Raw genomic sequence first — 14199 nt, 5'->3', positions numbered from 1 at the left:
AGAGGAGGGAGATGGATCATGAAAAGTTTGCAGCAGAAGGTATTAAAGTTTATTGACAAGCAAACGTTGATTCCTCCCGGCTCTCGTGTATTGGTCGCGTGTTCGGGTGGTGTGGATTCCATGGCACTGCTTCACTTTCTTGCGACGCATCAGCAATCTCTGGTCATTGAGGTAGCGGCCATCCATGTAGACCACATGTTGCGTGGAGTTGAATCTGCTGAAGATGCGTTTGTTGTGAAGCAACTGTGCGAGGAATTCGGGCTACCCTTTTATTCTGAACAAGTACCTATTCCGACTATCTTGGAAAGCCAGGGTGGTAATATGCAACAAGTGTGTCGGCAACAGCGTTATGCGTGTTTCGAACAAACGATGAAAAGCGAGGGGTTCACGGTTCTCGCAACGGCCCATCATGCAGATGACCAACTAGAGACGGTGCTGATTCAATTGAGTAAGGGGCAATCATTAAATGGTATGCCAATACAACGGACAATTGACTTGGGTAAAGTCATACGTCCACTTCTTCCATTGAGAAAGAACGAATTGTACATGTATGCGTCACATCACGACATCACATTCCGAGAAGATCCAAGTAATCAGCAAGACAATTATTTGCGTAATCGTATGCGACATCACGTGCTACCAGTCTTGATGGACGAAAATCCATCCGTCGCGGTCAACACGGTTCGCCAGACGGAACAAAGGCAAGCGGATGAAAGCTTGCTGAATGAGCTTGCGGATCAACATTGGCGTTCGATTGTTACGTATACGCATGAGCAGCTTCCCTCTTTTCAACGGGAGGCATTTCTTGCTATTCCCCACGCTTTACAAAAGCGCGTGATTCAACTACTATTAAAATGTCTAACTAACCCAGCAACAGAGAACGCTGAGTGGCATTTTGCATTAGTGGATGAACTGTTACAGCACATTACGAACTCAGACGGAAACGTCGCAATTGATTTGGTGTATGGCTATCGGTTTATCAGGGAATATGATAAACTGCTAATTACAAAAATGGATATAGACACAGCATCCCTTCGTCCAAAAGTACTCGCAAAAGGTACTTGGCATACGTGGGGGAATATTCAGTTTTACTGGCATCATGCCAACGCACATATAATAGAAGAATGCTCACCTTCCGATGAAGTCAGGTATTTTCAATTACCTGAGTCGGAACTACCGTTAACTGTACGGCTTCGGATGACTGGAGACAGAATGTTGATCAAAGGAATGTCCGATCCAAAACGTGTGAATCGGATATTGATTGACGAAAAGATAGGGATCATGCAAAGGCAACAGCAGCCTGTCATTACGACAGCAAGCGGTACTGTATGTGCAGTACCTGGTGTACGGTATAGTGAGATGTTTTCACGCCGCCAACCGGAAGGCGATTCATACATATGGATTACGCGAGAAGGCGAGACAAGATAAAATAGAGGGGGACGGGCCGATGATCGCGCAAGATATCGAGCATGTTTTAATTTCAGAAGAGCAACTAGAGGAGAAAGTCCGAGAACTCGGAGCAACATTAACTGAAGAGTACCGTGAAAAATTCCCATTAGCAGTCGGTGTACTCAAAGGTGCATTACCATTCATGAGTGACTTGATCAAACGCATTGATACGTATATCGAGTTAGATTTCATGGATGTTTCTAGTTATGGGAATGCGACAGTTTCATCAGGTGAAGTGAAAATCATCAAAGATTTGAACACTAGCATAGAAGGTCGCGACGTGTTGATTATTGAAGATATTATTGACAGTGGAAAGACATTGAATTACTTAGTGGAGCTGTTTAAATACAGAAAAGCAAACTCTATCAAGATCGTAACGCTGTTGGATAAGCCAACAGGGCGTAAAGTAGATTTAAAAGCCGATTATGTAGGTTTTGACGTACCGGACGCGTTCGTAGTTGGGTACGGCTTGGATTATGCAGAGAAATACCGTAATTTACCGTACATCGGGGTATTGAAGAAGGAAATTTACTCTTTCTGACGAATGTGCAATGAACCGGATTGAAGGCTATTTTCCGTAAGGCATTTCTTTTGTTAAGTAGTGTTAATCTATGCTAAAATTTACAATAGTTTTCTGTTTAGTTTTTGTTGAATGAGATGAGGAGGCTTGGGATGAATCGAATACTTCGATACTTTCTTTTATATGGATTGATCTTCCTAGCAATTATGGGTATTTTCAGTTCGCTTAACAATCCAAATCCGAAGATGAAACCAATTCGGTATGATGAATTCGTCACAGCGCTGGAACAAGGAAAAGTCGAAAAAGCAACTTTTCAACCATTACAGCTTGTGTATGAAGTAAAAGGGGAAATGGCCGGCTACGAAAAAGGTGAAACTTTCGTAACGAACATTCCAGAAAATGATATGGACAGTATCGGTGAAATTGTCAAAACGACAAGTACTGAGATTGAAATCCTACCGCCAAAAGAAACAAGCGCGTGGGTATCGTTCTTTACAGGACTCGTACCATTCATAATTATTATTATCCTTTTCTTCTTCTTACTGAACCAATCACAAGGCGGCGGTGGCGGCAAGGTGATGAACTTCGGGAAAAGTAAAGCGAAACTGCAAACGGACGATCGGAAGAAAGTACGTTTCAATGATGTTGCAGGTGCAGATGAGGAAAAAGCTGAGCTTGAAGAAGTCGTGGACTTCTTGAAAGATGCTAGTAAGTTTGTGGAGTTAGGTGCACGGATTCCAAAAGGGATCTTGCTAGTAGGACCTCCAGGTACAGGTAAAACATTGCTTGCACGTGCAGTAGCAGGTGAATCAGGCGTACCATTCTTCTCGATTTCAGGTTCTGACTTCGTTGAGATGTTCGTAGGTGTAGGTGCTTCTCGAGTGCGCGATTTATTTGAGAATGCCAAGAAAAACTCACCATGTATTATTTTTATTGATGAAATTGATGCAGTTGGACGTCAGCGTGGAGCCGGCTTAGGCGGCGGTCACGATGAGCGTGAACAAACATTGAACCAATTGCTGGTAGAAATGGATGGATTTGAAGGAAACGAAGGAATTATTATCGTTGCCGCTACAAACCGTCCGGATATTTTGGACCCGGCACTTCTTCGTCCGGGACGTTTTGACCGTCAAATTACGGTTGGCCGTCCTGATGTTAAAGGAAGAGAAGCTGTGTTGAAAGTTCACGCACGAAACAAACCACTTGATGATACAGTCGATATGAAAGCTCTTGCTCAACGTACTCCAGGATTCTCTGGTGCAGATCTTGAGAACTTATTGAATGAAGCGGCTCTTGTGGCGGCGAGAAGAGATAAAAAGAAAATCGATATGTCTGACATTGATGAAGCGACGGATCGTGTGATTGCAGGTCCTGCGAAAACAAATCGTGTCATCTCGAAAAAAGAACGAAATATCGTTGCGTTCCACGAAGCGGGTCACGTAGTTGTGGGCTTAATGCTTGACGATGCGGAAATCGTCCATAAAGTAACGATTGTTCCTCGTGGGCAAGCTGGCGGATACGCAGTTATGCTTCCGAAAGAAGACCGCTACTTCATGACAAAACCTGAACTCCTCGACAAAATTGCGGGTCTTCTAGGTGGACGCGTAGCAGAAGAAATTGTACTTGGTGATGTATCAACCGGTGCACATAACGACTTCCAGCGTGCTACAGGTATTGCGCGTTCGATGGTTACAGAATATGGAATGAGTGATAAAATCGGTCCGATGCAGTTCGGGCAGACGCAAGGCAGCCAAGTATTCCTTGGACGTGACTTTAACTCTGAACAAAACTATTCTGAAGCAATCGCATACGAGATTGATTCTGAAATGCAAATAATTATCAAAGAACAATACGAACGCACAAGACAAATTTTGACTGAAAACCGAGAGTTGCTTAATCTGATTGCAACCACTTTATTGGAAGTTGAAACGTTGGATGCGGAACAAATCAATCACTTGAAGGATCACGGTACTTTACCTGATCGTCCTTACGACAACAACGATGATGACAAGAAAATTGTAGAAAAATCCCCTGCGGAAACTACAATCCCGGATAGCACGGGTGCGCCATCTGACCCGTCAATCGGTGACTTGCCACGTGAAGGTGGAGCGGTAGATAAGACATTGCCGTCTATTGATGAAGAACGTAGAGACTAAGCGAACCCAACAGCCGACTGTATACAGTCGGCTGTTTTCTTATGAGGGGGAAACGTGTTCAGTACGCATTCACAGTATCTCGATGTGAAATTATGATATGATGTACGGGAAAAAGTCAAAGTAAGAGGGGACAACGACTATGTTATTAGTATTAGATACAGGCAATACGAATATTGTGTTAGGTGTATATGAAGGGGATCAACTAAAGCACCACTGGCGGATGGAAACCTACCGACATAAAACAGAAGACGAATACGCCATGCAAGTAAAGGCAATGTTCCAACACGTGGGGATTTCATTCGCTGACATCACGGGCATTATTATTTCATCCGTAGTGCCGCCTGTTATGTTCCCGTTAGAGCAAATGTGTAAAAAGTACTTTAATCAAAAGCCGATGGTCGTTGGACCTGGTGTGAAAACAGGATTAAATATCAAATATGAAAATCCTCGAGAAGTCGGTGCAGACCGGATTGTCAATGCGGTGGCAGCGATTCGCGAATACGGGAGCCCGCTCATTATCGTAGACTTTGGAACAGCTACCACGTATTGCTATGTGAATGAACATGGCGAATACATGGGTGGCTCCATCGCTCCCGGCATTAAAATCTCTATGGAAGCATTGTTTGATCGTGCCTCTAAACTACCGCGCGTTCAACTCGCACGGCCGGAGCATGTAGTAGGTAAGAACACCGTTGCTGCTATGCAGTCGGGTATTATTTTTGGTTACGTTGGACAGGTTGAAGGAATAGTCAATCGTATAAAAGAAGATTGTGCAGTCGAACCTACTGTAATCGCGACAGGTGGGATGGCAGAATTAATTGCATCTGAAACCGAAGTGATTGATATTGTAGATGACTTCCTGACGCTAAAAGGATTACATCTGATTTATGAAAGAAACTTGTAAGGAGAGAATAAAATGACAACAGATTACTTAGTAAAAGCATTGGCATTTGAAGGGCAAATTCGTGCGTATGCGGTGCGTTCAACAGAAACGGTGGGAGAGGTACAAAAGCGTCATCAAATGTGGCCGACAGCGACTGCTGCCTTAGGACGAACGATTTCAGCGTCAGTCATGATGGGTGCTATGTTAAAAGGCGATGATAGCATTACGGTAAAAATTCAGGGCGATGGTCCACTTGGTCCAATTGTCGTGGATGCTAATGCTAGAGGGGAAGTTCGTGGTTATGTAACGAATCCGCAAACGCACTTGCCGCTAAATGAACAAGGTAAATTAGACGTTCGTGGAGCAGTTGGTACGGAAGGTATGCTGTCGATCGTAAAAGATCTAGGGTTGAAAGATTACTTTACGGGGCAAGTACCGATTATTTCCGGGGAAATTGCCGAAGACTTCACCCAGTACATGGTAGTATCTGAACAAGTGCCATCCGCTGTGGCGTTAGGCGTACTCGTTAATCCAGATAACACGGTTAAAGCATCAGGTGGCTTTATTCTGCAAGTAATGCCAGGTGCTACGGAAGAGACGATTGAATTGCTAGAAGGAAGAATCGCGAACATGACAGCGATTTCTACTATGATTGACAACGGATTGACACCTGAAGGAATCCTGGAAGAAGTACTAGGCCAGGAACATGTGGAATTCCTCTCTAGAATCGACGTGAAGTTTGATTGTGATTGTTCCAAGGAACGTTTTAGTGAAGCTATTAAAGGACTTGGAGCTGTAGAAATTCAAGCGATGATCGATGAAGATCATGGTGCAGAAGCGCAATGCCACTTCTGTTTGGAGAAGTATCAATTCTCTGAGCAAGAGCTTCGTGAATTACTTTGATTTTACTCTAAACTACTCACCCGTTGCCGAAAGTGTTTTGCGGTAGCGGGTAATTTACTAATTTACATGAACTTATATAATCAATTTGGAAAGCGCTATCAGCATCCGCGCAAAGGATACCGCCTTGCAGATCAACCTGTTTAGCGGGGGATTGAAAAACCATAATCTTCCGAATGATTATATTGACAAGTAAAATAGAAGGTAGTAATATTAAGTCAATAAAACATATTAAAATACTTGGTATTGGGAGCGGATGACAAATGAGTAGAGTGGGAAATTCAGTTATTGATTTGGTAGGTAACACACCGTTAGTAAAATTAAATCGTTTGACAGGTGCAGATGACGCAGATGTGTATTTGAAACTTGAATTCTTCAATCCCGGCTCAAGCGTCAAGGATCGTATTGCGCTTGCCATGATCGAGGCGGCAGAAAAAAGCGGTGATCTGAAAGAAAATAGTACAATCATCGAACCGACTAGTGGCAATACAGGAATTGGGCTTGCTATGATTGCGGCAGCGAAAGGGTATAAATCTGTACTTGTCATGCCAGACACCATGAGCTTAGAGCGACGCAACTTACTTCGCGCATACGGAGCGGATTTAGTATTGACTCCTGGAGCTGAAGGAATGAAGGGTGCAATCTCGAAAGCCGAGCAATTAGCAGAAGAAAACGGTTGGTTCCTACCGCAGCAGTTCAATAATGAAGCAAACCCAGAAGTTCACCGTCTGACAACGGGACCCGAAATCGCGAATGCCTTGGATCAAGTAGATGCATTTATCTCGGGAATCGGGACGGGCGGTACAATTACAGGAGCAGGCGGAGTGCTAAAAGAGCGTTTCCCTGGAATTAATATCGTAGCGGTAGAGCCGGAAGATTCAGCGATATTATCTGGCGGTAAGCCAGGACCACATAAAATTCAAGGTATCGGTGCGGGATTCGTGCCGGAAGTATTGGATACAGAAATCTATGATGAGATTATCAAAGTTTCCAATGATGACGCATATACGTTTGCGCGTCGTGCGGCTCGTGAAGAAGGTATCCTTGGCGGAGTATCTTCAGGCGCGGCGATTGCAGCTGCGTTGCAAGTGGCGAAGAAGCTAGGCAAAGGCAAAACGGTAGTAGCGATCATTCCATCTAACGGTGAGCGTTACTTGAGCACACCTCTTTATCAGTTTGATGAAGAGTAAGAAATAAGGTATCGTAGCATTCATTTGCTAGCACTGTATTGATTTCATTGACGTCATTTGATTCCTTGCATATATGAAACTGTCACTAGAAGTAGTAAGTTGCTTCTAGCGGCAGTTTCTTTTTATATCCAGTAAAAAAACTGCGCAATCGTCAGGCTGTTATCAGTGGGTGAAATTCTGTATAATTGAGACGAACCAATCTAGTTATACATAGAATAGAGGGGACTCACTGTGAATAAAAAGTGGAGCATACTAGCGTCAGTTTTAATTGTGATTGTCATGGGCACGATAATTTTCTTATTAAAACAGGAAATTAAGGAGGAGACGGGCGGCCTTCCTGGTTACGAGGATTTGAATATGGAGAGCTTGCCGAAAGATGTGGTTGATCGTTTACCTGAAGATTGGCAAACTACTACGGATACGGATAAGCCTGGACTGGCTAAAGGAGATTTGGCTCCGGACTTCGAACTAACTACACTTTCAGGTGACACAGTCAAATTGTCCGATTACCGTGGCAAGACGGTCATGTTGAACTTTTGGGCCTCGTGGTGTCCGCCATGCCGTTCTGAAATGCCACATATGGAAAAGTACTATACACACAATAAAGAGTCCGATGATATGGAGATACTCGCAGTCAACATGACGAAAACTGAGAAGAAGAAGGTAAAGAGTGCGAAAGATTTCGTCGATAAATATAAATTAACGTTTCCAATTTTATTGGATAAGGACAGCGAAGTAATGAAAATGTATCAGATAAAAGTCTATCCGACTTCGTATATTATCAATAAAGATGGTGTAATCACGGATAAAGTGATGCTGCCGTTGGATGATACGATGATCAAACAGTTAATAGAGGAAAGTAACGCGGAGTAAATACTAGAGACGCAGGGGGAACTAGCATGAATACAGTAGCCTATCAGACAGCTTCAATGACAAAAGACGAATTCTTTTATGCCTATCGCCAACTTGCAACAGGGAAAAACCGGCATGTTTTATTGGAGAGTGGTCGTGGCGGGGAGATGTGTGTGGCAGGACTTGATCCGCTTGTGACGTTCAATGCAACCAAAACAGGTCTACGTTTAGAATGGCGCGATGGCAAAGAAGAATTGCTGACGGGAGAAGATCCGCTAGTTTTGTTGAATGACTTTATGGCGAAATATAACCTAGAGCATCAGAAAGATTTACCTGCCTTTCAAGGAGGGGCGATTGGGATGGTCAGTTACGATTATGTCAGACGCTATGAGGCTCTACCGCTTCTCGCGATGGACGACTTGACGACGCCTGACGTATTCTTTTATCTTTTTGATCAATGGGCTGTGTTCGATATAGAAAAAGAAGACGTCTACTTTATGGCATTGCCTGAAAAACGGCACGCACTGGACAGTATGGTAAAGGAATGGACCGAAGCATCACAAACAGGTCTGCTGAATCGTCAATTTACTACTGGACAAGCAATAGACGTGGGCGTTACAGAAGAAGATTTACAAGTTTCTGTAACAGGAGGACAGTTCGAGCAAATGGTGCGCGATGTACAGCAATTCATTGAGAACGGAGATGTCGTGCAAGTGAATTTGTCTGTACGACAGTCAAAACCGCTCGTCGCACCATCTTTATTGATGTATGAAGCATTACGCTCGTTCAATCCCTCACCCTATATGGCCTATATGGCGGCACCGAATTTTGAAGTAGTCTCCGGTTCGCCTGAATTATTGTTGAAAAAGCGCGGTACTGAATTGAGCACGCGACCAATTGGCGGTACACGAAAGCGTGGGATGACGGAAGCAGAAGACCTTGCATTGCAGGAAGAGTTGATATCGAACACAAAGGAGATAGGTGAGCACAAGATGCTTGTCGATCTCGAATGCGCGGACTTTGAAGGCATCTGTCAGGAAGGTACAGTGGAAGTGGATGAATTCATGGTCGTCGAAAAGTATTCGCACGTCATGCATTTGGTATCGAATGTTCGTGGTACTGCGTCCTCTGAAGATCTGGCATCTATTGTGCATGGAGTATTCCCTGGTGGCTCCATTACGGGAGATCCTAAATTGCGTACGATGGAAATCATTGAGGAGCTAGAGCCGACTCGTAGAGGGCTCTACACTGGATCGATGGGTTGGATAGGCTTCAACAGAGACATGGAATTGAATATCACGATTCGTACAGCATTCATTCAAGAGGGCATCGTGCATATCCAAGCGGGTGCTGGTTTAGTACCCGATTCGGATCCTGCTGCTGAATATCAAGAGTCTCTTAATAAAGCGAAAGCGCTATGGCAAGCGAAAGAAATGGCTGAGTTGGCGATTCGTGATGAAAGTGAGCAACTGTATTGATTTGCTGGATGAACGGTAAGCGAGTAGTCGCGGAAGAACTGCTGATATCACCTTTTGATCATGGATTTCTTTACGGGCTGGGTTTTTTCGAGACATTCCGCACGTATGGCGGAGAAGTATTCCTCTACAAATCGCATATGATTCGCTTGCGGTCGGCATTGGCTGATTTCCGTATTAAAATGCCATATAGTGATGAAGAGATTCTATCAGCTATACATTCTTTGTATAAAGAAAATGGTTGTGTAGATGGCTATTATCGTTTGAACGTATCAGCGGGTGTGCATGATATCGGGCTTGCACCTACACAATATGAACAAGCTAATGTACTAATCTTCCAAAAAGTACTTATTCTACCGCCTGCACATACGGAAAAAGAGGGCGTCTGGCTTGCGACAACGCGTAATGAACCGGAAAGTGTCGTTCGTCATAAGTCACACCAGTATGCAAATAATGTAAAAGGGCGTCTGGAATTACCTTCATTGAAAGAAACAGAAGGTCTATTTGTTACTTCGGACGGCTATGTGGCAGAAGGTATTACATCGAATGTATTTTGGGTGAAACAAGGCGAGTTGTATACACCTTCTTTGGAGACGGGGATCTTACCTGGTACGACGCGTGCGTTTGTCATCGAAATGGCTGGAGAACTAGGGTTGCCTATCAACGAAGGGTTGTATATGCAGGAAGCGCTTGAATCAGCGGAAGAAGTATTTATTACCAACGCGATCCAGGAGCTAGTGCCAATTCGTCAGGTAGGAGAAGTGATGTTTTCTGGCAAGGAAGGACCGATTTATCAACGGTTGCATGCGAGTTATCAAGAGGCAATCAATCGAATGAAAGTGAGTGACCAGTGATGGAATTATCAAAAGCACGTGCATCTTATAAATTGGGTGGAACGACGATTAATTTTAGCGAAGAAACAGTGATTATGGGGATATTGAATGTCACACCGGATTCATTTTCGGATGGTGGAAAATATGGTCGGCAAAACCTGGCGCTTGAACATGCGCGGACAATGCTTGCAGACGGTGCGAAAATCATTGACGTCGGTGGAGAGTCCACTCGTCCAGGGTACACGCCTATTTCAGTTGAAGAGGAAATAGATCGTGTTGTACCAATCATCGAAGTACTCGCGAGGGAACTCGGCTGTGTATTATCAATCGACACGTCAAAAGCAGCTGTGGCGGAAGCGGCAATTATAGCGGGCGCAAGTATAATTAATGATGTGTGGGGCGCGAAGCGGGAACCGGCGATCGCGGAAGTGGCGGCGCGCTATGGTGTGCCTATCATTTTGATGCACAACCGTGAAAATCGTGATTACCAGCTACCGTTCATGGGGGCTATTATAGAAGATTTGCAGGAGAGTATCGATATTGCAAAGCGGGCTGGAGTTAATGAAGAGATGATTTGGCTGGATCCAGGCATCGGTTTCGCGAAAGATCTCGAGCAGAATATATTAGCAATGCAAGGGTTGTCTTCGATTGCGGAACTCGGATATCCGGTTTTACTCGGTACGTCTCGTAAAGGCATGATCGGTAAATTGCTTGATCTACCAGTGGAAGAACGTATGGAGGGTACGGGTGCAACGGTTTGTTACGGTATTGAGCATGGCGCGCATATTATGCGTGTTCATGATGTGAAGGAAATCTCACGGATGGTCAAGATGATGGATGTATTGACTAAGAAAGCAGCATACACTGGGTAAGCGATAAAATGGAGGGATTTCATGGATTATATTCATTTAAATGATATGGAGTTTTACGGTTACCACGGCGCATTGCCTGAAGAGAATAAACTCGGACAACGTTTTCGGCTGACAGTTTCATTGGCTACGGATCTTGCAGAGGCCGGACAGACGGATGATTTATCGAAAACAATGAATTACGCAGAAGTGTATGAGATGTGTAAGAACATCGTGGAAGGTGAAGCGGTTCATCTGATCGAGACGGTGGCTGAAACAGTGGCCGGGACGATCATGACAGACTTTGCAGAAAAGGTAAACGGTGTACGTGTCTTGCTTATAAAACCGGATCCACCGATTCGTGGACATTATTCATCCGTTTCCGTGGAAATCACGAGGGGGCGTTTCTCCTGAATAACGCCTATTTGTCACTGGGATCAAATATAGGCAATCGCCTTGAACATTTACAGCAAGCTGTGCAGTTGTTAAATGAACATCCTTCTATTAATGTGTCAATAGTTTCTTCCGTATACGAAACCGATCCAGTCGGACTAACGGAACAAGCGAAGTTTTTGAATATCGTGGTAAAGCTCAGCACGACATTAGAAGCAACGGAATTATTGAGTGTGTGCCAGTCTATTGAAAATAAGCTTGGTAGAATGCGTAAAATACGTTGGGGCCCCCGAACAGTAGACCTGGATATCTTGCTTTATAACGAGAGTCACATCCAATTAGAGAATTTGATCATTCCGCATATACGTATGCAAGAGCGTGCATTCGTGCTCGTTCCGCTAGTTGAGATTAATAAGGATGTAAAGAATCCTATAACAGGAACTCTTTATCGTGAAGAACTGGCGATAAAAGAAGACGGGATAAATCTTTGGAAAAAGATTGGACGAGTCGAAGAGTTTTTACGACAAGATTGAACATTGAATGGCCAAACTGCTCTATAATAAGGCAGTTTTTTCTATACAATGGAACGAGATGACTGTTTGTCCTTTTGTTAGGCCTGAAATTTGTGTACAATAGTTGCAGACGACTGATTCCGAGGATAGGGACGGTCAAAGTATGAAGGAGTGAAAGGAAATGTCCAATATGGATGAAATGAATGATCAGCTTTTGGTGAGACGCCAGAAGATGAATGATATACGTGAAGATGGTTTAGATCCGTTCGGTCAGCGTTTTGAACGCACACATCTAACAAGCGAGATACGCTCTACATATGAAGGGCAGTCAAAAGAGGATTTAGAAGAAAACGAGCAGGAGGTAACTATTGCTGGTCGCATCATGACAAAGCGTGGAAAAGGTAAAGCTGGGTTTGCTCACATTCAAGATCTTGAAGGTCAAATTCAGATTTACGTACGTTTGGACGCTATCGGTGAAGAGGCTTATAAGCTATTTACTTCTGCAGATCTTGGGGACATTGTCGGTGTCCAAGGTATTATCTTCAAAACAAAAGTAGGAGAACTTTCTATTAAAGCAACAAAGTTTACGTTCTTAACGAAAGCGTTGCGTCCGTTGCCTGAGAAATTCCATGGTCTACAAGACGTAGAACAACGCTATCGTCAGCGCTACTTGGATTTAATATCGACAGAAGGTAGCAAAGAAACATTCATTATGCGCAGCCGGATCATTCAATCGATGCGTCATTACTTGGATGGACAAGGCTTCCTTGAAGTAGAAACACCTATGCTTCACGCAATAGCGGGGGGAGCAGCGGCCCGCCCATTCGTTACACATCACAATACACTCGATATGACATTGTATATGCGAATCGCTATCGAATTACATTTAAAGCGCCTGATCGTTGGAGGTCTTGAGAAAGTATATGAGATTGGACGTGTATTCCGTAATGAAGGAATGTCCACACGTCACAACCCTGAATTCACAATGATCGAGTTATATGAAGCCTATGCGGATTACAACGACATTATGGAATTAACAGAAAATCTTGTAGCGCATATCGCTCAAGAAGTACTGGGTACGACTACTATCCAGTACGGTGAAGATCAAATCGAATTAGCACCGCGCTGGAAGCGACTTCACATGGCAGACGCAGTCAAAGAGTTTACAGGTGTAGACTTCTGGCAGCAACTGACGAAAGAACAAGCGCATGAACTAGCAAAAGAGCATAACGTACAAGTAACTCCTTCTATGGAAGTAGGTCATGTACTGAATGAATTCTTCGAGCAGAAAGTAAAAGAAGAACTTGTCCAGCCAACATTCATCTATGGACATCCAGTAGAAGTATCGCCGCTTGCAAAGAAGAATCCGGAAGATCCGAGATACACAGATCGCTTCGAACTATTTATTGTACGCCGTGAACACGCGAATGCCTTCACGGAGTTGAATGATCCAATTGATCAGCGCGAACGCTTTGAATCGCAGTTGGTGGAAAAAGAACAAGGAAACGATGAAGCGCATGAAATGGATGAAGATTTCATTACGGCATTGGAATACGGACTACCACCAACAGGTGGACTCGGCATCGGAATCGACCGCCTCGTCATGTTGTTGACGAACTCGCAATCAATCCGTGACGTGCTACTATTCCCTCAAATGCGTCCTAAAGACTGATATGACAGCTCCAATAGCAATATTGGAGCTGTTTTTTTATTGCCGAAATACAGTGTTTTAATAGAATGTAAAAGAAAATCAAAAAGAATTTAAGAAAACAGTTGCATCTTTTGAAAACGGGTGGTATATTTATGAAGTTGCTTTTGAAGTTAGCGACTTAGCGAAAAACATAACGAAAAAGTTTTTACTAAAAGTGTTGACAACGAAACGATGAGATGTTATTATTAAAAAGTTGTCTCTTACGAGAGATCAACTGAATGAACCTTGAAAACTGAACAGCAAAACGTTAACGAAATACAGTTTGTGCACCTAACGGTGACATAAACAAAATGAGTATCTTAATTGATGCCAGCAAATGAAACTCGAGCTAATCGAATTTCTCTTATGGAGAGTTTGATCCTGGCTCAGGACGAACGCTGGCGGCATGCCTAATACATGCAAGTCGAGCGAACTGTTGGAAGCTTGCTTCCTTCAGTTAGCGGCGGACGGGTGAGTAACACGTGGGCAACCTGCCCT

At 43.8% G+C, this 14199-nt stretch carries 13 protein-coding genes and 1 rRNA gene; all 14 read left to right on the top strand.

What is annotated here, in order from left to right; all coding sequences use genetic code 11:
* The first annotated feature begins 18 nt into the window (after positions 1-18).
* Positions 19-1428, top strand: a complete 1410-nt coding sequence (tilS, locus tag CSV75_RS15390) for a tRNA lysidine(34) synthetase TilS (protein ID WP_099676525.1) — start codon at positions 19-21, stop codon at positions 1426-1428.
* Between the two features lie 19 nt (positions 1429-1447).
* A complete protein-coding gene (gene hpt / locus CSV75_RS15385) occupies positions 1448-1990 on the top strand; it encodes a hypoxanthine phosphoribosyltransferase (protein WP_085132333.1) in 543 nt (180 codons plus the stop codon).
* 131 nt (positions 1991-2121) lie between these two features.
* Positions 2122-4125 carry an ATP-dependent zinc metalloprotease FtsH gene (ftsH, locus tag CSV75_RS15380; protein ID WP_099676524.1) on the top strand — a complete coding sequence of 668 codons (2004 nt, stop codon included), beginning with the start codon at positions 2122-2124 and terminating at the stop codon, positions 4123-4125.
* A 139-nt stretch (positions 4126-4264) separates the two neighbouring features.
* Positions 4265-5029, top strand: a complete 765-nt coding sequence (locus tag CSV75_RS15375) for a type III pantothenate kinase (protein ID WP_099632540.1) — start codon at positions 4265-4267, stop codon at positions 5027-5029.
* A 12-nt stretch (positions 5030-5041) separates the two neighbouring features.
* Positions 5042-5911, top strand: a complete 870-nt coding sequence (gene hslO / locus CSV75_RS15370) for an Hsp33 family molecular chaperone HslO (protein ID WP_099632541.1) — start codon at positions 5042-5044, stop codon at positions 5909-5911.
* 260 nt (positions 5912-6171) lie between these two features.
* Complete coding sequence (gene cysK, locus CSV75_RS15365; RefSeq protein WP_099632542.1) at positions 6172-7098, top strand: cysteine synthase A; 927 nt, start codon at positions 6172-6174, stop codon at positions 7096-7098.
* Positions 7099-7329: 231 nt separating this feature from the next.
* Complete coding sequence (locus tag CSV75_RS15360) at positions 7330-7971, top strand: TlpA disulfide reductase family protein (protein WP_099676523.1); 642 nt, start codon at positions 7330-7332, stop codon at positions 7969-7971.
* Positions 7972-7997: 26 nt separating this feature from the next.
* On the top strand, positions 7998-9428 hold the full coding sequence (locus tag CSV75_RS15355) for an anthranilate synthase component I family protein (RefSeq protein ID WP_099676522.1): 1431 nt from the start codon (positions 7998-8000) through the stop codon (positions 9426-9428).
* Positions 9425-10279: an aminodeoxychorismate lyase gene (pabC, locus tag CSV75_RS15350; RefSeq protein WP_099676521.1), complete on the top strand. Its 855-nt coding sequence runs from the start codon at positions 9425-9427 to the stop codon at positions 10277-10279. Before CSV75_RS15355 ends, pabC begins: the two co-directional genes overlap by 4 nt.
* A complete protein-coding gene (folP, locus tag CSV75_RS15345) occupies positions 10279-11130 on the top strand; it encodes a dihydropteroate synthase (RefSeq protein ID WP_099676520.1) in 852 nt (283 codons plus the stop codon). Before pabC ends, folP begins: the two co-directional genes overlap by 1 nt.
* A 21-nt stretch (positions 11131-11151) precedes the next feature.
* A complete protein-coding gene (gene folB / locus CSV75_RS15340) occupies positions 11152-11520 on the top strand; it encodes a dihydroneopterin aldolase (protein ID WP_099671486.1) in 369 nt (122 codons plus the stop codon).
* On the top strand, positions 11517-12032 hold the full coding sequence (gene folK / locus CSV75_RS15335; protein WP_143565349.1) for a 2-amino-4-hydroxy-6-hydroxymethyldihydropteridine diphosphokinase: 516 nt from the start codon (positions 11517-11519) through the stop codon (positions 12030-12032). The genes folB and folK overlap by 4 nt, the downstream gene beginning before the upstream one ends.
* A 160-nt stretch (positions 12033-12192) precedes the next feature.
* The gene (gene lysS, locus CSV75_RS15330) at positions 12193-13683 is read left to right on the top strand and encodes a lysine--tRNA ligase (protein WP_099676519.1); all 1491 of its coding nucleotides are present in this window, start codon (positions 12193-12195) and stop codon (positions 13681-13683) included.
* Between the two features lie 381 nt (positions 13684-14064).
* A 16S ribosomal RNA gene (locus CSV75_RS15325) occupies positions 14065-14199 on the top strand; the annotation flags it as partial.

The sequence above is a fragment of the Sporosarcina sp. P18a genome (assembly GCF_002743135.1).
GTDB lineage: Bacteria > Bacillota > Bacilli > Bacillales_A > Planococcaceae > Sporosarcina.
This window is presented reverse-complemented; position numbering and strand designations above follow the sequence as displayed.